17 protein-coding genes are annotated in these 26,095 nt (G+C 62.9%); 2 read left to right on the plus strand and 15 right to left on the minus strand.

Going from position 1 to position 26,095, the window contains the following annotated elements; all coding sequences use genetic code 11:
- Position 1 precedes the first annotated feature (1 nt).
- The 4 genes from BE0216_RS03555 to rpoZ all read right to left on the minus strand — a co-directional run bounded on the left by BE0216_RS03555 (position 2) and on the right by rpoZ (position 5,039).
- Positions 2-706 carry an HAD family hydrolase gene (locus BE0216_RS03555; RefSeq protein WP_094636891.1) on the minus strand — a complete coding sequence of 235 codons (705 nt, stop codon included), beginning with the start codon at positions 704-706 and terminating at the stop codon, positions 2-4.
- A gap of 141 nt (positions 707-847) precedes the next feature.
- Entirely contained in the window at positions 848-3,124 is a 2,277-nt protein-coding gene (locus BE0216_RS03560) for a primosomal protein N' (protein WP_094636890.1), read from the minus strand.
- Positions 3,125-3,318: 194 nt separating this feature from the next.
- Positions 3,319-4,530, minus strand: coding sequence for a methionine adenosyltransferase (gene metK / locus BE0216_RS03565; RefSeq protein WP_094636889.1), 1,212 nt, complete (start codon positions 4,528-4,530; stop codon positions 3,319-3,321).
- 224 nt (positions 4,531-4,754) lie between these two features.
- Positions 4,755-5,039, minus strand: coding sequence for a DNA-directed RNA polymerase subunit omega (gene rpoZ / locus BE0216_RS03570; RefSeq protein WP_072726508.1), 285 nt, complete (start codon positions 5,037-5,039; stop codon positions 4,755-4,757).
- A gap of 314 nt (positions 5,040-5,353) precedes the next feature.
- Here rpoZ and ilvD point away from each other — a divergent pair, with 314 nt between their 5' ends.
- Together ilvD and BE0216_RS03580 are read left to right on the plus strand one after the other, a co-directional pair.
- Positions 5,354-7,213, plus strand: a complete 1,860-nt coding sequence (gene ilvD / locus BE0216_RS03575; protein ID WP_072726470.1) for a dihydroxy-acid dehydratase — start codon at positions 5,354-5,356, stop codon at positions 7,211-7,213.
- 285 nt (positions 7,214-7,498) lie between these two features.
- Positions 7,499-8,287, plus strand: a complete 789-nt coding sequence (locus BE0216_RS03580; protein ID WP_449727639.1) for a gamma-glutamyl-gamma-aminobutyrate hydrolase family protein — start codon at positions 7,499-7,501, stop codon at positions 8,285-8,287.
- A gap of 74 nt (positions 8,288-8,361) precedes the next feature.
- Here BE0216_RS03580 and gmk read toward each other — a convergent pair whose 3' ends face one another.
- From gmk to BE0216_RS03635, 11 genes are all read right to left on the minus strand, one after another.
- On the minus strand, positions 8,362-8,994 hold the full coding sequence (gmk, locus tag BE0216_RS03585) for a guanylate kinase (RefSeq protein ID WP_404801806.1): 633 nt from the start codon (positions 8,992-8,994) through the stop codon (positions 8,362-8,364).
- Between the two features lie 34 nt (positions 8,995-9,028).
- Positions 9,029-10,063 (minus strand): orotidine-5'-phosphate decarboxylase, encoded by a 1,035-nt coding sequence (gene pyrF / locus BE0216_RS03590; RefSeq protein ID WP_094636887.1) that lies wholly within the window; start codon positions 10,061-10,063, stop codon positions 9,029-9,031.
- Between the two features lies 1 nt (position 10,064).
- The gene (carB, locus tag BE0216_RS03595) at positions 10,065-13,448 is read right to left on the minus strand and encodes a carbamoyl-phosphate synthase large subunit (RefSeq protein WP_094636886.1); all 3,384 of its coding nucleotides are present in this window, start codon (positions 13,446-13,448) and stop codon (positions 10,065-10,067) included.
- 1 nt (position 13,449) lies between these two features.
- Complete coding sequence (carA, locus tag BE0216_RS03600) at positions 13,450-14,646, minus strand: glutamine-hydrolyzing carbamoyl-phosphate synthase small subunit (protein WP_404801807.1); 1,197 nt, start codon at positions 14,644-14,646, stop codon at positions 13,450-13,452.
- Positions 14,647-14,759: 113 nt separating this feature from the next.
- A complete protein-coding gene (nusB, locus tag BE0216_RS03605) occupies positions 14,760-15,299 on the minus strand; it encodes a transcription antitermination factor NusB (RefSeq protein ID WP_094636884.1) in 540 nt (179 codons plus the stop codon).
- Positions 15,300-15,392: 93 nt separating this feature from the next.
- Positions 15,393-15,959: an elongation factor P gene (efp, locus tag BE0216_RS03610; RefSeq protein ID WP_094636883.1), complete on the minus strand. Its 567-nt coding sequence runs from the start codon at positions 15,957-15,959 to the stop codon at positions 15,393-15,395.
- Positions 15,960-16,682: 723 nt separating this feature from the next.
- The gene (gene tuf, locus BE0216_RS03615) at positions 16,683-17,882 is read right to left on the minus strand and encodes an elongation factor Tu (protein WP_072726493.1); all 1,200 of its coding nucleotides are present in this window, start codon (positions 17,880-17,882) and stop codon (positions 16,683-16,685) included.
- A gap of 134 nt (positions 17,883-18,016) precedes the next feature.
- Complete coding sequence (fusA, locus tag BE0216_RS03620; protein ID WP_094636882.1) at positions 18,017-20,143, minus strand: elongation factor G; 2,127 nt, start codon at positions 20,141-20,143, stop codon at positions 18,017-18,019.
- A 30-nt stretch (positions 20,144-20,173) separates the two neighbouring features.
- Complete coding sequence (rpsG, locus tag BE0216_RS03625; RefSeq protein ID WP_003813834.1) at positions 20,174-20,644, minus strand: 30S ribosomal protein S7; 471 nt, start codon at positions 20,642-20,644, stop codon at positions 20,174-20,176.
- Positions 20,645-20,649: 5 nt separating this feature from the next.
- Positions 20,650-21,021 carry a 30S ribosomal protein S12 gene (rpsL, locus tag BE0216_RS03630; RefSeq protein WP_003813881.1) on the minus strand — a complete coding sequence of 124 codons (372 nt, stop codon included), beginning with the start codon at positions 21,019-21,021 and terminating at the stop codon, positions 20,650-20,652.
- A gap of 312 nt (positions 21,022-21,333) precedes the next feature.
- The gene (locus tag BE0216_RS03635) at positions 21,334-25,401 is read right to left on the minus strand and encodes a hypothetical protein (protein ID WP_094636881.1); all 4,068 of its coding nucleotides are present in this window, start codon (positions 25,399-25,401) and stop codon (positions 21,334-21,336) included.
- Positions 25,402-26,095 lie beyond the last annotated feature (694 nt).

A 26,095-nucleotide genomic window follows, 5' to 3' on the forward strand; every position in this document is an offset into this window, starting at 1 on the left:
CTTACCGCACCGCGGGAATGCCTACGCCTGTGGCGATCAGCAGTTCGCGCAGCTTCACCGGGTCCTGGAAGCGCACGCCGCGGATGCCGGCCTCGTTCGCGCCCACGATGTTCATCGCCTTGTCATCGATGAACACGGCCCCTTCGGCCGTGATGCCGAACTCCTGCAAGGCGCGCTCGTAGATGTCCTTATGCGGCTTGCGCATGCCGACGAAGCCGGAGACGATTTTGCCGTCGAGCTCGCGCAGGATGTCGCACTGCTCCTCGGCCACGGAGAACAGTTCCTTCTCCCAGTTGCTCAAACCCCACACGCGCACTCCGGCGGCTTTCAGATCGTTGACGAGCACGCGAGCGCCCGGCACGATGCCGGTCAGGGAGTCGCGGAAGTTCGCGATGTAGTATTCGAGGATGTCGGCCCACTTGTCGCCATGCGTGCGGCGCATCCACTCGATGCCCTCGGTGGTCGTCATGCCGCCGTCCATCATGTCGTTGCCGTCGTAGAAGCCGGAGATGTCGTTGTCGAGGAACTGGTCGATGGTCTCCTGGCTGTAGCGGGGCACCAGCACGGCCGCCGGATCCCAGTAGATCAGCACATTGCCGAAGTCGAAGATCACGTCGGTGACGGGCTTGCCGGCGTTCGCCGCGGCCTCGCCATCCTCCACCATCACGTCATAGTCCATATCCGGCTCGCCGGGCCATCCCTTCATGGTTTCCTCCTCAGTCGCACGGGCATATATCCGCAACCATCGTCCCATGCCAAGAGGACGATTCGCAGGATGATTCGCGAGGGGCCGATTCGCAGAATCGATCCGTACAGCTGATTCACGCAACCGATTCGCGCAACCGGCTCAGATCAGATCCTTGGGGTCGATCTGGAAGCGCAGCTCGCCGGGCTTGCGGGCGGCCACATGGCGGGCGACCTGCAGATGCAGCCGCCGGGCGAGTTCCCCGCGACGCGACCGCGGCACCAGCACCACCGCTTTGACGCGGTCGGCGGTGACCTCCAGCTCGCGCGCGTCCACCGTGCGCGGCGGCGGAATCGGCACCGGACCGAGCACGGCCGGCAGTTCCCTGCCGTCGGGGGCAGTGCATACGGCCATATCGCCGCCGTCCATCGCGCCGATGCTGAGCAGCAGCGAACGCACCGCATCGCGCTGCCCCCACACGCAGGCGGCGGTGACCACGGGCGGCAGTCCGATCTCGCCACGCTCCTCAACGTCTTTGGCGGCGAGCAGCGCGGAATTCCACATCATCATCGACTGCGCGATGGCGGGATCCGTCTCGCCGAGGATCAGTACCTGGCCGCCGCGCGAACGTGGCGCGCACGTGGCGGCCACGCGCATCCACGCGGTCAACGTGTCCACGCGCGCGTCCATGCCGGGCGAATACAGGCTGGTCCACGCGTCGAGAATCGCGACCGCGCTGTACTCGTGCCCGGCCGCGCCCTGCTCGTCGGTGACGGGGTTCACGCGCGGTTCGGCGCCGGGCGTGGCGATCACGATCATCCGTTGCGCGGTGATCTCGTGGATCACGCCTTTGGGCTGGCTGGGGCTGGAGAGCAGCATCGGCACGCCGCGGAACAGTTTGCGCAGCTCGTCCGCGGTGCCGGCCGCGCCCACGCGCACCACGCGCAGGCGTTCGCCTTTGCATCCCGGGCAGACCCAGTTCACCGCCGCCGCGCCGCACCAACGGCATCGGGGGGTGCGGTTGCCGGCCACCGTCGCCAAAGGGCCCGAACAGCGACGGCATCGCGCCTGACGATGGCATGCGGCGCAGCTCAACGCCTCGCTCACGCCGTCGGAGGGGATGGAGAACAGTACGGGGCCACTGTCGAGCGCCTGCCGGATGTTGTTCACAGCGGTGTGCGGCACGCGCGCGCCGATGGAGGGATCCGCCAGTCGGGCCAGTTCGTCGCGGTTGAGCCAACGCACCCATGGCATGCGTTCCCGGGTCACCGTGGGCAGCGCGTGGATCGCCGTGGCAGGGCCGCCGGTGGCGGTGGCCGCGCCGATGCCTTCGACCTCCGCGTGGCTGATGGAGCTGCGCGCGTTGGCGATGGCGACGAACACGCCGCCGTGGCGTTCGGCGCGCAGACGCAGCACGCCGCGGGCCTGGGCGTAGGGCATCATGCCGTCGGCCTGCTGGTAGGCGACGTCGTCGACGATGGCGAACAGGGCTGGGCCGTCGACCGGCGCGTACATGGCGGCGCGCGTGCCGATCACGCAGCGCACCTGTCCGATGGCGGTGGCGAAATAGGCGCGGTATCGGTCGGCGGGGGCGGTGGACGCGGTCAGCACCGCCACGTCGCCACGCCACGCGCCCATCCCCCGTTCCGACCGCTCGTCGTCCGCATGCGCGCCGTCCCCCACCCCCGCGGCGGGACCGAAAGGACGCAAGCCGAGTTCCCGCAGGGCGAGCATCACATCGCCCACCTCGCGCATGGTGGGCAGCACCACCACCGCGCCATGCCCGGCCAAATACGACTGCGCGATCATCCAGGCGACGCAGCGCGCCTGCTCCCCCATGCCGGGCAGCGAATCGAAGACGAACGGACGGAAACCCGTTCCCGCAAGCGCGTCGCGCAACATGTTCCACTGGCCGTATGAGGCCTCCAGCATCTCGCCGCGGCGTTGTACGGCCTGGGACAGAATCGGGGAAGGCCTGCGATTGAAGGACGCGGCCAGACGCTGTTCGCGTTCGATTTTGACCACGCGCGGCGGCACCGCCAGACGCAGAATATTGGCCCGCGTGCCGCCGTACGCTTCGGCGATGGCGGTGATGTCGTCACGCATCGAGGCGGGCACCAGCACGTCGCCGCCGAGCACGCGTTCAAGATAGCGCAGGGAGGACCTCGGCGTGTCACTTGTAGCGCTTCTGTCCCAAATCACGCCGTTGACGCGCTGGCCGCCGAAACGCACGCGCACCAACGCGCCGGGCACGGCCGTGTCCGAGTCTTTTTCGTCGATGAGATAGTCGAAGGTCTGCCCCAGATGCATGGCCTGCACGTCGAGCACCACATGGGCGACGGGGTCGTGCGCCGCCGGCGTGTGCTCCGCGGGCGCGCGGCGGCGCTTGCGCGGGGCCAGCCCGTCAAGCGCCAACTGCTCGGCGTCGCTCATACTCATGCCCTCCACTGTAACGCGCGCGCATCGCCAATCACGCACGCATGGCGATCAGCCGGCGCGTTGCACACGCGTATTCGATGTTCCGCCCGCGAAACCATGCGAATTCATACCGACTTTCATACGCTCTCATGGCATCGCCCCACCCGAGATGCTCGGATGGGGCGATGCCACGGTGCGCCGGTGGGGTTACTCCGCTAGCGCACTGCGGCTTTGAGCTCCTCGACCTTGTTGACGCGCTCCCACGGGAATTCCACGTCGGTGCGGCCGAAGTGGCCGTAGGCGGCGGTGCGTTCGTAGATCGGGCGCTTCAGGTCGAGCTCGTCGATGATCGCGGCGGGGCGCAGGTCGAACACCGCCCGCACGGCGGCGGCGATCTGGTCGCGGCTCACGCCGATCTCGGTGCCGAAGGTCTCCACGTTCACGCTCACCGGGTCGGCCACGCCGATCGCGTAGGCGACCTGCACCTCGACGCGGTGCGCAAGCCCGGCCGCCACAATGTTCTTCGCCACCCAACGGGTCGCATAGGCGGCGGAACGGTCCACCTTGCTCGGATCCTTGCCGGAGAACGCGCCGCCTCCGTGGTGCGCGGCACCACCATACGTGTCGACGATGATCTTGCGGCCGGTCAGTCCCGCGTCGGCGGCCGGCCCGCCCAGCACGAAGGAGCCGGTGGGGTTCACCAGCTGGCGGTAGGAGCCGTGCTCCACGCCGGCATCCAACGCCTCGTCAAGCACCGGATCGATCACATGCTGCTTCAGCTGGGATTCAAGCCATTCGTGGGTGGCTTCGGGGTCATGTTGGGTGGAGATGAGCACCGTGTCCACGCGGCGGGGCGTGTTGTTCTCGTCGTATTCGATGGTGACCTGCGTTTTGCCGTCGGGGCGCAGATGCGGCACCGTGCCGTCATGACGCACCTGGGCCAGACGATAGGACAGTTTATGCGCCAGATAGATCGGCAGCGGCATCAGCGTATCGGTCTCGTCGGTCGCGTAGCCGAACATCACGCCCTGGTCGCCGGCACCCTGCGCCTCGTAACGCTCCTCGCGAGAGGCGGCGGATTCACGCTCGCCGCTCAGACGGGCCACGCCTTGGTTGATTTCGGCGCTCTGCTCGCTGATGGCCACAAGCACGCCGCAGGAGTCCGCGTCCAAGCCGATGGCGGAGCTGGTGTAGCCGATGCGGCGCAGCACCTCGCGCACCTTGGCCTGCACGTCCACATAGCCTTCGGAGGTCACCTCACCGAACACAAGGAAGGTGCCGGTCGCCGCGGAGGTCTCCACCGCGACGTGGGATTGCGGATCCTGTCGCAGCAGGTCGTCGAGGATCGCGTCGGAGATCTGGTCGCAGACCTTGTCGGGGTGGCCTTCGGTCACCGATTCGGCGCTGATCAGTCGTGGTTCGCTCATCTTGGGTCCTTATGTCTCGGGTGATTGCGCCAACATGCGACGGTTCGCCGGGCGTCATATGAAAAGGCTCGTGCCAGCCTTGGAGGTTGGCGCGAGCCTTCAGGTTTGTTCGCTCCAGATTCCACGTCTCGTTGTACCCGATATCGGGCCGGTTGGCAATGGCGCACACCGGCCGATGCTATTGGTTGTTCCGATAGCCGGTTATCAGGCGGAGACGACGGGCGTCAGTTGCCTTCGGACAGATCGTCCTCGCCGAGGGTCTCCTCCAGCAGGCCTTCGTCGATCTCGCGGAACGCGATGGACAGCGGCTTCTCCTGGTTCTGGTATTCGACCAGCGGGCCGACGTTCTGCAGCAGGCCTTCGTTGAGCTGGGTGAAGTAGGAGTTGATCTGGCGGGCGCGCTTCGCGGCGAAAATCGCCAGCGCGTACTTGGAGTCGGCATGCTCCATAAGATCGTCGATGGGCGGGTTCGCAAGTCCGGTGGGGGTAGGCGCGGTGCCAAAAGCCATGGTGTTATTCTCCAAACAATAGGGAATCCATCTAATCCGAAGCAAGTATAGACGCGAGGGCCGACGCCGCGCAATATACGGCCATCCCGCACATGACAAGCAGTCGGGATCCCTCGACTGCGCTCGGGATGACGAATAGCCACCCGCCCCTCGGCCCCGCTCGGGACGACGGAGAGGAACGCACCCTTCTCGTCATCCCGAGCGGAGCGCGAAGCGCGGAGTCGAGGGATCTCACATGGCGCGCAATACGCCCCGTCCCGCCATACGAATCGCGGGGAGGATTCGTGTCCCGCTGAGGCGATTGAATAGAGGGTATGGAAATGCGATCTGCAAAAATCATGAATGGCCGCGTATTCGCGGGTGCCCGCTCCCTCTACCGCGCCGCCGGCGTCGACGGCAAGGACTTCGGCAAGCCGATCATCGCCATTGCCAACTCCTTCGACGAGTTCCTTCCCGGACATGTGCATCTGAACAAGGTGGGCCGCCTGGTCGCCGAGGCCGTCAAGGCCGCCGGCGGCATCCCGCGCGAGTTCAACACCATGGCCGTGGACGACGGCATCGCCATGGGTCACACCGGCATGCTGTACTCGCTGCCCAGCCGCGACATCATCGCCGACACCGTCGAATACCAGGTGAACGCGCACTGCGCCGACGCGCTTATCTGCATCCCGAACTGCGATAAGGTCGTGCCGGGCATGCTGATGGCCGCGCTGCGCCTGAACATCCCCACCGTGTTCGTCTCCGGCGGCCCGATGGAGGCCGGCACCACTGTGCTTTCCGACGGCACGGTCAAGAAGAACACCGATCTGATTGACGTGATGTACGCCACCGCCGACGATTCCATCTCCGACGAGGACCTGCTCGCCTATGAGAAGAGCGTGTGCCCGACCTGCGGCTCCTGCGCCGGCATGTTCACCGCGAATTCGATGAACTGCCTGACCGAGGCGATCGGTCTGGCGCTGCCGGGCAACGGCACGATCCTCGCCTCGCACGCCTATCGCAAGCGCTTGTTCGAGGACGCGGCCAAGCAGGTGGTCGATATCGCCAACCGCTACTATCACGAGGACGACGAGTCGGTGCTGCCGCGTTCCATCGCCACCAAGGAGGCGTTCGAGAACGCGATGACCATGGACGTGGCCATGGGCGGCTCCTCCAACACCGTGCTGCACATCCTTGCGATGGCGCAGTCCGCCGACGTGGATTTCACGCTCGACGACATCGAACGCATCTCGCACACCGTGCCCTGCATCTGCAAGGCCAGCCCCTCCGGCCAGTGGGAGATCTCCGACGTGCACCGTGCCGGCGGCATCACCGGCATTCTCGGCGAGCTCGACCGCGCCGGCAAGCTGCACCGCAACGTCAGCTCGATCGATTACCCGACCTTGGAGGCGAAGCTCGCCGACTGGGACATCATGCGCGACACCTGCACCGACAAGGCCAAGGACCTCTACCGCGCCGCGCCGGGCCACATCATCTCCCCCGATCCGTGGACGCACGAGACCCTGTTCGACGAGCTGGACTACGACCGCGAGAACGGCGCCATCCACGACATCGAGCATCCGGCCGTCACCGAGGGCGGTCTGGCCGTGCTGCGCGGCAACCTCGCCCCCGACGGCTGCGTGGTGAAAACCGCCGGCGTGCCCAAGGAGATCTGGACGTTCCGCGGGCCGGCGCTGGTCGTCGAATCGCAGGAGCAGGCCATCGAAGTCATTCTCAACGACACCCTGAAGCCCGGCATGGCGCTGATCATCCGCTACGAGGGCCCCAAGGGCGGCCCGGGCATGCAGGAGATGCTGTATCCGACCTCGTTCGTCAAGGGCAAGGGCATCGGCAAGGAGGTGGCCCTGCTCACCGACGGCCGCTACTCCGGCGGTTCCTCCGGCCTATCCATCGGCCATATCGCCCCCGAAGCCGCGAACAAGGGCCCGATCGCGCTGGTGCGCAACGGCGACATCATCAACATCGACATTCCGAACCGCAAGGTGGATGTGGAGTTGAGCGATGAGGAGCTCGCCCAGCGTCGCGCTGAACTGGAGGCCGGCGACGGATACCGCGCGCATCGCGACCGTCAGGTGAGCCAGGCGCTCAAGGCCTACGCGGCCTTCGCCCGCTCCGCCGACAAGGGTGCCACCCGCGACCCCGAACTGATCAACCGTCTTTCGGGCCTCGCATAAGCTGGTACAATGAGATTCGTCCTTCCAAGTCTGGTATGGGTCTGATTTATAGATCTGATATAGGCCTGCATGGATCTGATATAGATCTGACATAGGTCTGGAATAGGCTTGGGCATAGGTCTGGGTATAGGCCTGGACGTATAGAAGAGCCTCGCCATCGCGCGAGGCTCTTCTGTTATGTCCGCAGACGAACCTGCGCCGTAACAGCAAGCGCATAAACTGATGCGAAACCTATAGAGGTTGCAACACCCCCGTCTGAAAAGAGGTGAGCTTCCATTGCGCTCTGTGCGACAGTCGAAACGGCCCCTGCCGATTGTGGGCGTGGCTCCATTGTGGGATGACCGATTGGACAGTTTGTGGATGCTGCCCGGATATTTTGACGGCGTTATCGAAGCGGGTGGCACTCCGGTGATGCTGCCGTTGACCGATGACGGCGAACGCGTCGAACAGCTGGCGGATATGTGCGATGCGATTCTGTTCACCGGAGGCCATGACGTCGATCCCGCCCTGTATGGCGCGGCTCCGGGGCCGCATACCACAGAGTTATGCCCCGCCCGCGACCGCATGGAAACGCTGCTGCTGCGGGCGGCGCTCGAACGGGATAAGCCGGTGCTGGGCATCTGCCGCGGCATCCAATTCCTCAACGCCGCGTTGGGCGGCACGCTGTGGCAGGATCTGCCTTCCGAACGCTCCTGCGAAATCGAGCATCACGGCAAACCGCCTTATGATCGCCCCGTGCACACGGTGCAGGTCGTTCCGGATTCGCCTTTGGCCAGCGTTCTTTGGAAGGAGCGGGATTCCGAACGGCAGCAGGACGAGCAGAGCGAGTGCGGTCCGTTCGATGAATTCCATCCGGCACCCTACACCTTGGCCGTGAACAGCTACCATCATCAGGGCATCGACAGGCTCGCGCCGTCGCTCGCCGCCATGGCCCACGCTCCGGACGGACTCGTCGAAGCAGTGTATATGCCGGGGAAGCAGTTCGTTTGGGCGGTCCAATGGCATCCAGAGTTCTCACATCGGGTCGACGCCAACGCCCGCGCGATCTTCTCCGCGTTCGTCGCAAGCTGCTGAACCGCGTGCGTCACCTGCTTGTGCGACGCCCATTCGTGGTGCGCTACCTCGTGGCGCGACGCCTATTCGTGCGGTTATTCGCGCGGAATGCCGTATTCGTCGGCGATGACGTTCCATAAATCGGCGGCGGCCTTATCGACGGTCTCGTTGACGATGACGATGTCGAATTCCGGTTCGGCGGCGAGCTCCACCTTGGCGGTCTCCAAACGCTTGGCCTGCTGCTCCGGCGTTTCGGTGCCGCGTCCGATCAGACGGCGCTTGAGCTCCTCGAAACTCGGCGGAGCGATGAACACGGTCACCACATCCAATCCAAGTTCGGCGGCACGTTCGCGCACACGTCGCGCGCCTTGCAGGTCGATTTCCAGAATCGTGGGCACGCCGGAGGCCAGATGCTCCTCGACAGGCCCGAGCGGAGTGCCATAATGCGCCATGCCATGCACCACCGCGGTTTCCAGGAATTCCCCCGCCGCTTCCTTGGCGACGAACTCGTCTTCGGTCATGAAGTGATAGTTCACGCCATCCACCTCGCCTGGACGGGGTTCGCGTGTGGTCGCGGACACCGACATCCAAATCTCAGGATGATCCTCGCGCAGTTTCGCCTCGACCGTGCCCTTGCCCACCGCGGTAGGGCCTGACAGCACGATTAGACGACCACCGGCATGGGAAAGACCGGCGATGTCGGACAGAGACTGGTTGTCGTTACGCATGATGGCACCTTATGACGGAGAAATAAATGTTCAATCAGCGATGCGTTCCAGCGGAGGATGAGCCGGAGACCGGACCGGAGACAGAGCTGAAGGCCGGACCAGAAACCGAATCGGAGGCTGTGGCACGGGATGTATCGGCATCGGAGGACGCGGCTTCGTCATCGGCGTCCATGGCCTCCATCAGCGCCTGACGCACGTCGAGCGCGATCGACTCGGTGGCGGCGGCCAAATCGGCGATGTCAGGCCCCTGCGAGGCGATCGACCGCGAAACGGTGACCAGCACATTGCCGCGGGTGCCTTTGAACACGGTTTTCAGATCCTCGGCCTCGGCGCCCTGCCACCCGAATCCGGGGGAAAGGATGGGACCGGTGAACTTCGACGGATCGATGCCGGTCTCCTTGATCCACTTGCCGATGGTCGCGCCCACGATCAGGCCGACCGAGCCCATGCCTTCGATGCCGACGTTATGCTTCTGCGCGGTGCTGGCGATGCCGAACGCCACCGTCTTGCCGTTGTATTCGCCACGTTGGCGGATCGCGCTTTGCAGGCTGCGCCCTTCCTCGTTCGAGGTCAGGGAGGCGATGAACACGCCGCGGCCGTTGTCGAGCGCGTCGTCGATCAGATTGGCCAGCGAACGCGCGCCGTAGTACGGCAGCAGGGTGATCGCGTCGGCCAGCAGCGGCGCGCCCGGCTTGAAATAGGCGTCGGCGATGGCGGAGATGGTGGTGGACAGGCCGCCGTGCAGGCAGTCCACGATGGTGATCATGCCCATCTGGCGGGCCGCGTACAGCACCCGTTCGAGCGCGGCGAAGCCTTTGGATCCGTAACGCTCGAACATGGGCATCTGGAATTTGACGGCGGCGGCGCGTCCGTTCGCGGCCTGCAGCATACGCATCGCGAACATCTCCGCGCCGTCGGCGTCGACGTTGTAGCCCCAATCGGTGAGAAGCTTCCTATGCGGGTCGATGCCGACGCATAGCGGCCCGTATTTGGCCATGGAATTGCTCAGACGCAGTCCGAAATCGGAGCGCAGCGCCCGGATCTCCTCACTGGTTGGTGCCGTGGTCATGTCAGTCTCCCTGCTCTTCCAATGCGAACAGCTGCTTCGAGTGTTCCTGAATGCTCATGATCTGATAATCATTATGCTTCACAGCCTCGATGGCCAGCAAGGCCGCCTGGAATTCGGTGAAGGTCGTGAACTGCGGCAGGTCGGCGGCGATGGCGGCCGCGCGGATGGCGTAGCCGTCGGAGCGCGAGCCGCGCGAGTTGGGCGTGTTGATGATCATGTCGATCTTGCCCTCTTCGATCAGCTCGACCACGTTCTTGCCGCTGGAGCCCTCGGCGCGTTCCACCTTCACCGGCGCGTCGGGATCGGAATCGATGCGCGTGGTGATCTTGTCTACGATATTCGACTCGATGCCGTAACGGCTGAGCACCGAAGCGGTGCCCTCCGTAGCCCACAGCGTGAAGCCGAGCTCGATCATGCGCACGGCCACCAACGGCAGCTGACGCTTGTCGGTGTCGTTCACGGAGACGAACACGTTGCCGCTGGTCGGCAGGCCCCCGTCATAGGCGGCCAGCTGGCTTTTGGCGAAGGCGTGCGGGAAGTCGCGATCGAAGCCCATCACCTCGCCGGTGGAGCGCATCTCGGGGCCGAGCAGCACGTCGACCGTCTTGCCCACAGGCGTGCGGAAGCGCTTGAACGGCAGCACGGATTCCTTGACGGCCACCTGCTGGCCGCGGTGCATCACACCGCCGTCGCCCTTGGGCAGCAGCAGTCCGTTGGCGCGCTGGTCGGCGATGGTCTCCCCCGCCATGATGCGCGCGGCGGCCTTGGCCAACGCCACGCCGGTGGCCTTGGAGGCGAACGGCACGGTGCGCGAGGCGCGCGGGTTGGCTTCGATCACATACAGCGTGTTGGCCATGAAGGCGTACTGCACGTTGATCAGGCCCTGCACGTCGCAGCCCTTGGCGATGGCGTAGGTGCCTTCGCGCAGACGGCGGATCTGGTCGTCGGACAGTGTGGAGGGCGGCAGGGTGCAGGCCGCGTCGCCGGAATGCACGCCGGCCTCCTCGACATGCTCCATAATGCCGCCGATGTACAGCTCCTCGCCGTCGAACAGCGCGTCCACGTCGATTTCGATGGCGTCCTGCAGGAACTTGTCGATGAGCAGCGGCGAGGGCAGGCGACCGGAGACGACCGTGTCGGCCTGGGCCTCGTTGAGCGCGCGCTCCACGTACTTCTCCAGCTGGGCGTCGTCGTAGACGATCTCCATGCCGCGGCCGCCGAGCACGTAGCTGGGGCGCACGAGCACCGGGTATCCGATGTTGTGGGCGGCGGTCTGCGCCTCCTCGAGGCTGAGCGCGGTGCCGTAGCGCGGCGCGTTCATCTTCGCCTTCTTGAGCACCTCGCCGAACAGCTCGCGGTTCTCGGCCAGGTCGATGGCCTCCGGAGTGGTGCCGAGAATCGGCACGCCCGCGGCCTTCAGGCGCGCGGCGAGCGACAGCGGGGTCTGGCCGCCGAGCTGCACGATCACGCCCTTGACCGGCCCCATCTTCTTCTCGGCCTCGTAGATCTCGAGCACATCCTCGAAGGTGAGCGGCTCGAAGTAGAGGCGGTCGGAGATGTCGTAGTCGGTGGAGACGGTCTCCGGATTGCAGTTGACCATGATCGTGTCATAGTCCTTGCCGAGTTCCTGCACCGCATGCACGCAGGTGTAGTCGAACTCGATGCCCTGGCCGATGCGGTTCGGGCCGGAGCCGAGGATGATCACGGCCTCGCGCTCGCGCTGCTTGAGCTCGGTCTCGTCCGCGTAGCAGGAGTAGTAGTACGGCGTGGCCGCGTCGAATTCGGCGGCGCAGGTGTCGACCGTTTTGTACACGGGACGCAGGCCGTAGTTCCAGCGCAGTTCGCGCACGGTGTTCTCGCCCTCGTCTCCCAGGCCGCGCAGATGCGCGATCTGCAGGTCGGACAGGCCGGCGAGCTTGGCCTTCTTCAGCAGGCGCGCGTCCAGGGTTTCGGAGGCGCGCACGGCGAGCGCCATATCGTTGATCAGCGTGAGCTGCTTCAAGAACCACGGGTCGATCTTGGTGGCGGCGAACAGCTGCTCGATGGTGGCGCCGCCCCAGATGGCGCGCATCAGGTCGAGATAACGGTTCTCGTTCGGCACCTTGATCGCCTCGAGCAGGGCGTCGACCTCGGCCTGGTTGGGCTTCTCGCCGTCCCAGTTGAAGCCCATGTGGCGCTTGTCGATGGAGCGCATGGCCTTGCCGAGCGACTCCTGGAAGTTGCCGGCCAGTGCCATGGCCTCGCCCACGGACTTCATGGAGGTGGTCAGGGTGGGGTCGGCGCCGGGGAACTTCTCGAAGGCGAAGCGCGGCACCTTGGTGACCACGTAGTCGATGGTCGGTTCGAAGGAGGCCGGGGTGGACTGGGTGATGTCGTTGCGGATCTCGTCAAGCGTGTAGCCGAGGGCCAGCTTGGTGGCGATCTTCGCGATCGGGAAGCCGGTGGCCTTGGACGCCAGCGCGGAGGAACGGCTCACGCGCGGGTTCATCTCGATGACGATGATGCGGCCGGTGTCCGGGTGGATGGCGAACTGGATGTTGCAGCCGCCGGTGTCCACGCCCACGCCGCGGATGATGGCGATGCCGATGTCGCGCAGCTTCTGGTATTCGCGGTCGGTCAGGGTGAAGCAGGGGGCCACGGTGATCGAGTCGCCGGTGTGCACGCCAACCGGGTCGACGTTCTCGATCGGGCAGACGACCACGACGTTGTCGTTGCGGTCGCGCATCAGCTCGAGCTCGAATTCCTTCCAGCCTTCGATGCCCTCTTCGATCAGCACCTCGTCGGTGGGCGAATAGTGGATGCCGGCGCCGGCGATACGGTGCAGCTCCTCCTCGTCGTGGGCGATGCCCGAGCCGAGGCCGCCCATGGTGAAGCTCGGACGCACGACCAGCGGATAGCCGAGCTCGTCGGCGATGCGGTCGCATTCCTCGAGCGAGTGGGCGATGAAGGATCGGGCGGATTCGGCGCCGGCCTCGTCCACGACCTTCTTGAACAGCTCGCGGTCCTCGCCGCGGTCGATGGCCTCCAGCGAGGCGCCGATCAGTTCGACGTCGTACTTCTTGAGCACGCCGGCCTCGCCCAGCGCCATGGCGGCGTTGAGCGCGGTCTGGCCGCCCAGGGTGGGCAGCAGCGCGTCGGGACGTTCCTTGGCGATGATCTGCTCGAGAATGGGCGTGGCGATCGGCTCGATGTAGGTGGCGTCGGCCATCTCCGGATCGGTCATGATGGTGGCCGGGTTGGAGTTGACGAGGATGACGCGAATGCCTTCCTCACGCAACACCCGGCATGCCTGGGTTCCCGAATAGTCGAACTCGGCGGCCTGTCCGATGACGATCGGACCGGAACCGATGACCATCACGGATTTGATGTCGGTGCGCTTCGGCATATCACTTACCTTCCTTGTTGCTCTTCATAAGATCAACGAAACGGTCGAACAGATAGGCGGCATCGTGCGGGCCGGCCGCGGCCTCCGGATGGTACTGCACGGAGAACGCGGGGATGTCCACGCACTGCAGGCCCTCGACCACGTCGTCGTTCAAGTCGATATGGCTGACGAACACCTTGCCGTACTTGCCGTGTTCGTGCGGGGCGGGCACCGGGTCGCCGATCGGAGCGTCGACGGCGAAGCCGTGGTTGTGGGCGGTGACCTCGACCTTGCCGGTGGTCACGTCCTTGACTGGCTGGTTAATGCCGCGGTGGCCGAACTTGAGCTTGTAGGTGCCGAAGCCGAGCGCGCGGCCGAGCAGCTGGTTGCCGAAGCAGATGCCGAAGAACGGGTAGCCGGCGTCGAGCACGCGGCGCAGCAGCTCCACCTCCGGATCGGCCTGCTCGGGATCGCCGGGGCCGTTGGAGAAGAACACGCCATCGGGATGCAGGTCCTCCAGCTCGTCGAAGGTGATGGTGGACGGCACGACGTGCACGCGGCAGCCGCGTTCGGCCATGCGGTGCGGGGTCATCGCCTTGATGCCCAGATCCACGGCGGCGACGGTGAACAGCGGCTCCTTGCCTTCGAATTCGCCGGCCGGATCGATGGTGTAGGTCTCGTTGGTGCTGACCTCGTCGTACAGGCTCAGCCCCTGCATCTGCGGGGTGGTCTTCACGTCGGCCAGCAGCGCGTCGATGGTTTTGGGCGCGCCGGACTCGTCGAGCAGCGCCTCGCCGGAGTAGATGCCGGCGCGCATCACGCCCGCCGAACGCAGGTGTCGTACCAGTTTGCGGGTGTCGATATGGCTGATGCCGACGATGCCCTGCGCGACGAGATCGTCGTCGAGGCTGCCGGTGGCGCGCCAGTTGCTCACATTCGGACTGGGATCGCGCACCACATAGCCGGCCACCCAGATACGGGCGGACTCGGGGTCCTCCTGGTTGATGCCGGTGTCGCCGATATGCGGGAAGGTCTGCACGACGATCTGGCGGTCGTAGCTGGGATCGGTCAACGTCTCCTGATAACCGGTCATGCCGGTCGCGAACACGATCTCACCGGTGGTCCTGCCCAACGCGCCATACGGCTCGCCGACATAGACCTGCCCATCCTCCAACACAAGAACTGCATCATCCTGCGAATAATTCGCGTTCTGGCTCACCAAAGCCCCCTTGTCGATTTCGGGTATTCGTACCAAGACTAGCGGCCGGCGCAGACGCTGCGACCGCTCAAAAGAACGCCTCCCGTGTTGCGGGGAGGCGTTCATACAAACAATCAGTCGGCCGTCTCTTCGGACGGCTCGGACACCGGATCTGCGGATGCGGACGGGTCCGTCCGCTCATCCGAATCGGATGGTTCGGATGCGTCGGACGCATCGGACGCGTCATCCACATCCTCCGCAGCGGCCACGGGATGATCCTTGGCGTGGCACACGGCGGACAGCAATCCGTGGATGAAGGCCGGCGAATCGTCGTCGCTCAGCGTTTTCGCCAACGACAGCGCCTCGTCGATGGCCACCTTGTCGGGAACCTCCTCGTTGAAGAGGATCTCCCACACGGCGATGCGCAGGATGTTGCGGTCCACAACCGCCATGCGACGCACCTTCCAGCCGGTGGAATGCTCGTCCAGAGTGGCGTCGATGTCGCGGCCGTGCTCGGCCACGCCGCGTACGATCTCGATGGCGTATTCGGGAAGCGGCGTCTGCGCGCCGGGCTCCTTGATGCGCTCCTCAAGCAGCGACGTGAAGCTCTGCGACTTCTCGTCCGCCTCATACAGCGTGTTCAGAGCCCTTTTGCGAGCGGTGGAACGTGCCATGAATGGCTTTCTCCTTGTGTAGTCGTCCGTGCGGTGGTCGTTCGCGCGTCCGCTTTCGCGGCGCGTGATGCGAGTGGGTCAGATGACCGGCGATCAGCCGTTTTCGCGGCCGGTGTAGGAACCGTCGGTGGTGTTCACCTTGACGCGGTCGCCCTCGTTGATGAACAGCGGCACCTGGATCTCGGCGCCGGTCTCCACGGTGGCGGGCTTGGTGCCGGCGTTGGAGCGGTTGCCCTGCAGGCCCGGCTCGGTGTGGGTGATGGTCAGCACCACGGAGCCCGGCAGCTCGACGGACAGCGGCACGTCGTTGTTGAACGACACGATGCAGTCGGTGCCTTCGAGCAGGAACTTGGCCTGGTCGCCCACGAGGGTCTTGGGAACCATCACCTGGTCGTAGGTGGTCATGTCCATGAACACGAAGTTGTCGCCGTCCTCGTAGGAGTACTGCAGCGTGCGGTTGTCCACGGTTTCGAAGTCGATCTTCATGCCCGCGTTGAAGGTCTTGTCGACGATCTTGCCCGAGAGCACGTTCTTGAGGGTGGTACGCACGAAGGCGGGGCCCTTGCCCGGCTTGACGTGCTGGAACTTGGTGACGGCCCACAGCTGGCCGTCAAGGTTCAGGACGGAACCGTTCTTGATGTCATTGGTAGTCTGTGCCACTTGAGTCACCTTAATCTACTGGCCGCATAGGGCCGACCTCTTAAAAAATGCCTTGCCAATTATGCCATATCCCCTAGAACTCCTCGTCTCCGGCCGGAGTATCCCCGACTCGCCGCCCTCACGCGCCGCGTCACCGCCCCGCCACCGGGCCAGTCATTCTAAGCGGAGAACGTTCTTCCTACCATCCCAAGCGGAGGGCGTATCCCTCAGTTGACGGTTTGCTAACCCTGCCGGCTAACCTTTAGTCCCCACCGCATACCTCTTAGCGTGGATGAAACGACAGCTAATAGCGATTCATCCACGCTAACAGTCGCGTCAGCGTGGATGAATCGTCAATAAGTAACATGTCGGCCACGCTCGGCATGCTCACTGTGGATGGAACGACAGTAATCTACGATTCGTCCACGATAAAGGACATGTCAGCGTGGACGAATCGACAGCAAATGCCATATCATCCACACTCAATATGTCTAGCGTGGTCGAAATGGCAGTGAGTCACGATTGGTCCACAATGACAACTGCGTCAGTATGGATGGATTGACAGTTAGTGACGATTCTCCCACGCTCAACGAACCTCATCGTGGATGAATCACCAGTATGTGTGAAACGCCCCACGCTCATGCAGCCTTGCACAAAGGCGCTATACGACGAGACCCCAGCCCGAAAGGGACTGGGGTCTCGCGAACGCTACGTTCTAGCGCGTGTCAGATCCGCTGATGGAAATCAGGCGAGGATCTTGGTGACACGGCCGGAGCCGACGGTGTGGCCACCCTCGCGCACAGCGAAGGTCAGGCCTTCCTCCATAGCGATGGGCTGGATCAGCTCAACGGTGAAGGTGGCGTGGTCGCCCGGCTGCACCATCTCGACGCCCTGCGGCAGCTCGATGACGCCGGTCACGTCGGTGGTACGGAAGTAGAACTGCGGACGGTAGTTGGAGAAGAACGGCGAGTGACGGCCGCCCTCGTCCTTGGTCAGCACGTAGACTTCACCCTCGAACTTGGTGTGCGGGGTGACGGTGCCCGGCTTGGCCAGAACCTGACCACGCTCGACATCGGTACGGTTGATGCCGCGGAGCAGCAGACCGGTGTTGTCGCCGGCCTCGCAGGCGTCCATGGTCTTGTGGAACGTCTCGATGGAGGTCACAGTGGTGCTCTGGGTCTCGCGGATACCGACGATCTCGACCGGGGAGTTGACGGCCAGCTGGCCACGCTCCACACGGCCGGTCACCACGGTGCCACGGCCGGAGATGGTGAAGACGTCCTCGATCGGCATCAGGAACGGCTTGTCCAGATCGTGGGTCGGGGTCGGGATGTACTCGTCGACGGCGTTCATGAGTTCCTTGACGGACTCAACCCACTTGTCGTGGTTGGGCTCTTCGTCGTGCAGGGCGCCGTAGGCGGAGGTGTGGATCACCGGGCAGTCGCGGTCGAAGCCGTTCTCCTCGAGGAGGTCGCGGACTTCTTCTTCGACGAGCTCGATGAGCTCCTCATCCTCAACCATGTCGCACTTGTTCAGGGCGACGAGGATGCGCGGCACGCCCACCTGGCGGGCGAGCAGCACGTGCTCGCGGGTCTGGGCCATCGGGCCGTCGGTGGCGGCCACAACGAGGATGGCGCCATCCATCTGAGCGGCGCCGGTGATCATGTTCTTCACGAAGTCGGCGTGGCCCGGGCAGTCCACGTGGGCGTAGTGACGCTCAGCGGTCTGGTACTCGATGTGGGCGATGTTGATGGTGATACCACGCTGCTGCTCTTCCGGAGCGGCATCGATCTGGTTGAAGTCGTAAGCCGGGTTGACATCCGGGTACTCTTCATGCAGCACCTTGGAGATGGCCGCGGTCAGGGTGGTCTTACCGTGATCGACGTGGCCGATGGTGCCGATGTTAACGTGCGGCTTAGTACGCTCGTACTTTTCCTTTGCCATTACTTTGTCCTCCTGGACGTTTCGTAGGTTTACTGGGTTTCTGGGTTTCGTGCCACATTGGTGCCAGAACCCAGTCAGCGGTACAACATACTACCGCTGACTGGGGACTGATGCCACCTTTGCGGCTACGCGTGTCACTCGCCGCGCTGGGCCTTGATGATTTCCTCGGAGACGCTCTTCGGCACCTCGTCGTAGGAATCCATCTGCATGGTGAACATGGCGCGGCCCTGGGTCTTGGAGCGCAGGTCGCCGATGTAGCCGAACATCTCGGACAGCGGCACCTTGGCGTCGATGACCTTCACACCGGTCGCGTCGGACATCTTGGTGATGTTGCCGCGGCGCTGGTTCAGATCGCCGATGACCTCGCCCATGTAGTCTTCGGGCGTACGCACTTCGACGGCCATGATGGGCTCGAGGATGACCGGCTTCGCCTTGGGAGCGGCCTCCTTGAAGCACATGGAGCCAGCGAGCTTGAAGGCCATTTCCGAGGAGTCGACCGGGTGCATCTGGCCGTCGGTGACGGTGGCCTTGACGCCCACGACCGGGAAGCCGGCGAGGATGCCGGATTCCATGGCTTCCTTGACACCGGCCTCGATCGGGCCGATGAACTCGTTGGAGATGTGGCCGCCGGTGACGGCGTTCTCGAACTCGAAGGTCTTGCCCTCGGTGGTGTCGAGCGGCTCGAAGTTCATCAGGACCTTCGCGAACTGGCCGGAACCACCGGTCTGCTTCTTGTGCGTGTAGCCCTGGTCCATGACGGCCTTGCGGATCGTCTCGCGGTAGGCGACCTGCGGCTTGCCCTGGTTGCACTCGACCTTGAACTCACGGCGCATACGGTCGACGATGATGTCGAGCTGGAGCTCGCCCATGCCGGCGATCAGCGTCTGGCCGGACTCTTCGTCGGTGGAGACCTGGAAGGTCGGATCCTCTTCGGAGAGCTTGGCGAGGGCGATGCCCATCTTCTCCTGGTCGGCCTTGGTCTTCGGCTCGACGGCCACCTGGATCACGGGATCCGGGAAGGTCATGGAGTCGAGGGTGATCGGAGCGTCGAGGGCGCACAGGGTGTCGCCCGTGGTGACGTTCTTCAGGCCCACGAAGGTGTAGATGTTGCCGGCCGAAGCCTCGTCCACCGGGTTCTCCTTGTCGGCGTGCATCTGGAAGATCTTGCCGACGCGCTCCTTCTTGGAGCGGGTGGAGTCGAGCACGGAGTCGCCCTGCTTGACGGCGCCGGAGTAGACGCGCACGAACACGAGCTTGCCGTAGAACGGGTGGGTGGAGATCTTGAAGACCAGAGCCGAGAACGGATCGGACTTGACCGGCTTGCGGTCGATCTCAACGGTTTCGTCCTTCGGATCGTAGCCCTGGATGGCGGGCACGTCCTCGGGGCTCGGCAGGTAGTCGATCACGCCGTCGAGCATGGGCTGCACGCCCTTGTCCTTGAACGCGGAGCCGCAGAAGACCGGGAAGGCTTCCTTGTTGATGGTCAGCTCGCGGACACCGGCGCGGATGTCCTCCTTGGACAGGTCGCCGTCCTCGAAGAACTTGTTCATCAGGTCGTCGTTCGCCTCGGCGGCGGCCTCGACCAGCTGCTCGTGGTATTCCTGGGCCTTGTCCTTGAGGTCGTCCGGGATCTCGGTGGTGTCGTACTTGGCGCCGAGCTCCTCGAGGCCGTTCCACACGTAGGCCTTCATCTCGACCAGGTCGACCACGCCGGTGAACTCGTTCTCGGAGCCGATCGGCAGCTGCATGACCAGCGGGGTGGCACCCAGCTTGTCCTTGATGGTGTCGACAGAGTAGTAGAAGTTCGCGCCCAGCTTATCCATCTTGTTGATGAAGCAGATACGCGGAACGCCGTACTTGTCAGCCTGACGCCACACGGTCTCGGACTGGGGCTCCACGCCTTCCTTGCCGTCGAACACGGCCACGGCACCATCGAGCACGCGCAGGGAGCGCTCCACCTCGGCCGTGAAGTCCACGTGGCCGGGGGTGTCGATGATGTTGATCTGGAACTTGTCCTTGGTGTCGTGGGACTGGCGGCTCCAGAAGCAGGTGGTGGCGGCGGACTGGATGGTGATGCCGCGCTCCTGCTCCTGCTCCATGAAGTCCATCGTCGAGGCGCCGTCGTGGGTCTCGCCGATCTTGTAGTTCTTACCGGTGTAGAACAGGATGCGCTCGGTGGTGGTGGTCTTACCGGCATCGATGTGCGCCATGATGCCGATGTTGCGGACGTGGTTAAGGTCCGAAAGCACCTCTTCAGCCATTGTTTTTCCTTAAACTTGTGGTTCGAGTGATTACCAGCGGTAATGGGCGAAGGCCTTGTTGGCTTCGGCCATCTTGTGGGTGTCCTCGCGACGCTTCACGGAAGCGCCGAGGCCGTTGGAGGCGTCGAGGATCTCGTTGGCGAGACGCTCGGCCATGGTCTTCTCACGACGGGCGCGGGAGAAGTCGGTCAGCCAGCGCAGCGACAGGGTGTTGGCGCGGGCGGGCTTCACCTCGACAGGCACCTGGTAGGTGGCGCCACCGACACGGCGGGAACGCACCTCGAGGGACGGACGGATGTTGTCCAGCGCGCGCTTGAGCACGGCCACGGGCTCCTGGTCGGTCTTCTCCTTGACCATATCGAGCGCGGAGTAGACGATGTCCTCGGCGATCGACTTCTTGCCGTCGAGCAGAATCTTGTTGATGAGCTGGGCCACCACGGTCGAGCCGTAGATCGGATCGGGCAGCAGCTGGTGCTTCTTAGCGGGTCCTTTACGTGACATATCTCTTACTTCGCCTTCTTTGCTCCGTACAGGGAACGACCCTGCTTGCGGTCCTTGACGCCCTGGGTATCGAGCGCGCCACGCACGATGTGGTAGCGCACGCCCGGCAGATCCTTGACACGGCCGCCGCGCACGAGCACGATGGAGTGCTCCTGCAGGTTGTGGCCCTCGCCCGGGATGTAGGCGGTGACTTCGATGCCCGAGCTCAGACGCACACGAGCGACCTTACGCAGAGCCGAGTTCGGCTTCTTCGGGGTGGTGGTATACACACGGGTGCACACGCCGCGGCGCAGCGGGCTGCCCTTCAGGGCCAAAGTCTTCGACTTCTTCGGCTTGGCCTGACGTCCCTTACGGACGAGCTGTTCAATCGTAGGCAACTTGAATTCTCCGATTCAGTGGTTTCTCTTGGCTTCGTGAGGCCGCCGCACCGCAGCCACACTTCCCCTTGCCTCCGAGACCCTATAGGTCCGAATCGGAAAAGATAGCCACTGTCCACCGGCCCGATGGCCCGCTGTCCTCCAACCGCCGCATTACTGCGTGGCTCTCGCCGGACGGGCGGGATATCCCAACGCGCACGCCTGTCACATAAGGCATGCCGCTGGCACACACAAATATCTATGATACACGCGCCTCGGACAATGGCTCGCCGGGCGGCCGAGGCGACTGCCGACCGGCGAGCTAAGGCCGGGTCAGAACCGAGACCTGACGGATGCGGCGACGGTACGGCGGTGCTTGAGCCAGGCCGCCACGCCCAACGCCGCCACCAGCAGGGACGGCACGATCACCTTCATCAGCCAAGGCTTGGTACCGGTCAGCGGCAGCTGCGACACCGGCGGATAGATCGAGCCCGTCGTCGTGTACTGTGCGTACATCGTCTTGTCAGCGGCAGCATCGGTGATCACCACTTGATCCCCGGCATTATATGTTGAGGTGGGGTTGGTGGATGCGTCGCCCCAGATTTTGCCGTCTGTGCCGCCAAGCTTGACGGTTTGGGTGCTGTACAGATCTTTCACCGTCCAAGTGAGCGTGCCTTCGACGGCGTTGGCCGATAGCTGTGCCGCAGGCAACTGATACTTGTCATACAAGTACTTGCCTGTGTGCTGCACGCTCTGCGCGGCGTCCAGCTTCGGGTTCGCAATCGACACCTGATTGAATCCTATGCCGTCCCTATTCGTGTTGTATTTCACCTTCTGCTCGTCGGTCAGCACTTGCCGGTACATCGCGCAGGTCAGGTAGCCGTCCGTGCTCGGATTGGTCGCCGTCTTGGGGCTCATCCGATTCAGATCGTTCATGGCCTTCCAAGCGGCTTTGTTCACATCCGTCTCGTCGGCGAGCAATTGGTCCGACGTTTTGGTGCTGACCAGCTTGTAGGTGACACCGCTGACAGTCAGATCATCTTGAAGCACCGTGGTGTAGTCGTAGGTACTGGCTATCCAACCTTTGTCATAGGTGGCGGCCAGCGGCACAATATACGTCATATCCACGGTGTAGTTCGACAACTGGTCACTGAGTTCAGTCCATCCATAGCCGCCGTCCGCACTGTAGGTCTGCGTGTAGGCCCGTCCGAACTTGGCTGTGGAGGTCTGCAGCGATGCGTCTTGCGACCATTGGGCCACCAGCATGATGCCGTCGGCGTTCGCGGGCATCATGCTCATGAGTTTGGCCAATGGCACCCGTTCGCCGTTCTGCAGCAGATTGCCGGCATAGCCATTGCCTGTGGTGAACACCTCTCCCTGATCCACGGTGCACGAACTGGTGTCGGTATTCCAACTGCACCAATGGGGGTTCCATCCATGGAAATACCATGCGCCGTCTTCGTCGCTAGCGCGCTCCGGTTTTAGATAATTCACCTGCATGGATGCCGTCGACACATCCACGCCCGCCAAGCCCAAGGTCATATCACTGGGAACCGTGTTGGAGTCCACTCCGCTCTCAGGCGCATCGTAATGCACGTAATAGGTGACCATATCCGCCGTGATATTCAACGTCAACGGCTGCCATGCGGCATAATAATCGTCATTAGCGGTACCCGCATTTCTGCCGGAAATATATTGGACACTAAGTCGGCAAGTCAGCCATACTGTGGAATCCGGGAATGTACCCTGCACGCAATAAACCCCATCACCACTAGCATTCTGCCACACCTTCTCATTAGCAGCGTTTCCAGGATCCTCGTTTGCAAATTTGGCAGCCTGAATTGAAGAGGAGGTGTCTTGCGGATAGCTGAAATCCAACTCTGTATCTAGGTGATACTTAGAGAAACTGATTTTAAGGTTCGAATAGCCGGACAACGTTTTCATACGGAAATACTTCACGTCATTGTTCGCAGTCCAACCTGCACTATAGATGCCGGAGGTAGGGGTCCACTTGTCGTTCAAATAGGTCTGCACATCCGACACGCCGGACTCACCACCGAGCAGCACGGCGCGGTTTGTGGTCCACGCATAGTTCACTTGCACCTGCATATCAGTGCCGACGTTCTCGATGACGATCAGATATGGCGTTGAACTCAGCGCGTTCGTGGGTGCGATTCTGTCCACGTTCGTATTGTCATAGTCACCATAACCGCCAAGTCGCGGAGAATAATTACGCCAGCGGGCGGCCATCTCGCAGACGGTAACGATCGCGCCGCTCAACGCACCGGTCGTCAGTTCCTGGGTCGCGCACTGCGTGCCGTTTTGCCAGTCAGCGGACGTCATCACCTCTCCACTGTGCAGTCCATTACTTCCGGACTGTCCTGGCTGGCCCTTCCACGAGGGAATCGCGACTTTCTCCGAGGTGACGTCATCTCCCGCGCATGCGTTGGTCGCGGAACCCGCAGTTGATAGGGCGCATACGGTCAGACTGGCCATAATCTGTGTGGAGCCTTGCCTGAGTCGATTCTTATTGTTGCCAGATTGATTCGCGACATACCACGTATCCACGTACGAGACCAGAGCCACCGTGCCACCAACACCCACGCTGTCATTCAACGATGTCGTTGAAACAAGCTCAGATTGGGTCCGCAGATATGTCGCAGTATTGGACGTTGTCATCCCCGTTTTGGCGGAATCATTGCGAACGGCAGTACCAGATGTCGCGCCGTTGCCGAGAGCGGCACCGTTGATGGCGTCATTAAGCTGAGTGACGAACCCTTCACTATTGCGGTCGGCATTGGCATTCTGCCCGTCCCACTCATACCGACTGCTCTCAGTTATACTTCCGCTGGGATTGCTGGCAGTGATGCCATTGAATTCGTCATAAAGTCCCCTGATCTCACTGGCAGAGACGCGGTTGCCGGTATTGGCAGCAGGCAAATAGGCTCGTGCCCACACACGGGAACCGCCACCGTTTCGCCCGGCCGACCAGCTTGAAGGGGTTGTTTCAATTGCCTCAGGCGTCACTTTCGCACCGACGGTAACCGTCGAAGAGCCTGCGGTCATCGTTTCGCGCACGATGATGGTCATCGTGTTATCCCATTTGGTAACGTTCGGGGCGCTGTCAGTTGCTGTCGCGCTGCTGGTCAGCGTCTGCGTAAGCCCATCGTCGGCTGCGACCGCGGTCGTGGTCTTCTTGGTCACAGTCGCATTGGCCGTGGTGTCCTGACTGAAAATCAGATTGTCGCTAGTCAGATACGCGCTCACATTAGCGTTGCTGCAATCCGCGATCGCTTCGGGCACGACATAGACCTCCAACGTGCTTGCCACGGTGGATTTGCGCACGGTGTAGGTGATGCTGCCGTCCGACCTCGCCGAGGAGGTGCCGCTGCCCACGAATTCCAAGCCATTCAGCAGTTCGGCGCTCATGCCCGTGACATCCGGATCGGTTGTGCAGTATCGGAACACCGATGTGCCCGCGCTGGAGAACGACACCGCGATGGACACCTTGCTGTCCTTCGAGGGCAGCCTGGTCAACATGCACTTGTTCGAGTCATCAGCAGTAACCCAAGGCTTGCACTGGTTGAAATAGTTGGTTTCCAGCGTCGTCGTACCGAAATTGTGTTCTGTGCTCGTCTTCGTGTCGTCGTAAGGCATCACATACACATCGTTGCCAATCTTGCCCATCCATGCGATGCGCGTACGCAGCTGGCCGTTATAGGTGATCCACACGCCGTTGTATTCATAGCCGGTGGATGGCAACTTGACCTGGCTCAAATCGGTGATATTGTCTGATGAAAAACAGTTTTGCAGCACCCATGACGCGCCGTCAGCGCCACTGACTTGCTTCTCCTCCAGCAGATACGCATCCAACACGCTGGCGCTATCCGGCAGAATGAAACGGCCGCATTCGAACTTGGCTGATGCGGTGGTTTGAGTCGAGGTGCCATCATATGGGCTTTTGACCGCGAATGAATAGGTACCGTCATCGTTCCGTGTGACGTAGGCTTCGTTGTTGTCGAGCCACAGATGCACACCAGTCACCGCGTTCGAGGTGTCTGTTCTGAACTCCTTACGCGCGGCTATGCTCTGCTCGGTAGAATCAGCGGGAGCAGTAGCTTCCGCATTGGCATCCTCCCGAATCTCTGTTGCCTCAATCTTCGTATACGACGAGGCGTCAGTGGGATCCCATTCGTCGGCATTCGCAAGCGTATCGGTTTGGTTTTGGTCTGTGGTCTGCTCGGTCTGCGCGCTCGCACTGCCGTCGGACTCCTCGGCATTGGCGACCACCGCCCCTTGGAAGACGCCGGCCAGCATCGCCAGCGCGCATACGGACGGCACCGCCTTGCGCATCACCACGCATGCCGCTTCACCGATAGTCCGCAGCCAACGAGTATTCATGAGTCGCCCCTCGATTACCAATCGCCATTCCGTGCAGTGCGCCAATAGACATACTGTCAACAAAACAATACCCCCTTGTCGCGATATCACGGGGCGATTCTACGAAAAACACAACACGCAAAATACCTGAAACGACGCCGTTTTTATCACTTAATCCCAGCTCAGCACCCCCTACATGCCGAGTAAAGAACCCCCTATTGCAGAACTAGTCATACACTGCGATCACATCGAACACCGCGTCACAACCCCACACAGCAGGTGGCCCCGGGGAGACCATGTCACCCGGGGCCACCGCTATCGGGGAAGGAGGGAGATTTTCCGTTTCGCCACATCCACTTGTTCTGTGTTATCTTTGCTCTGCTCTTCTTGTATATCCGCTGCGGCCCGGCCTCTTTGCCGTACTACCCTTGCCGCTTCCAGCACTTTCAGTATAGCTCGCGATCACGCGAAACGCCAATCCGCAGTAAGGGAAAACAGTCTCCCCAACATGCCCCTCTCAAATGGAATCCGCTCCCCTCTCAGGTCATCCTGAGCGAAGGCGGAGCCGCAGTCGAAGGATCTCACGCCTGCCAGCCCGCCAACAGTCATGAGATCCTTCGACTCCGCTGCGCTCCGCTCAGGATGACGGTGAAAGTAACACTCTTCCGCTCAGGACGGCGAGAAGAGCGAAGCGGAGAGGCCGGGAGTAGTATGG

The sequence above is a fragment of the Bifidobacterium eulemuris genome (assembly GCF_014898155.1).
GTDB lineage: Bacteria > Actinomycetota > Actinomycetes > Actinomycetales > Bifidobacteriaceae > Bifidobacterium > Bifidobacterium eulemuris.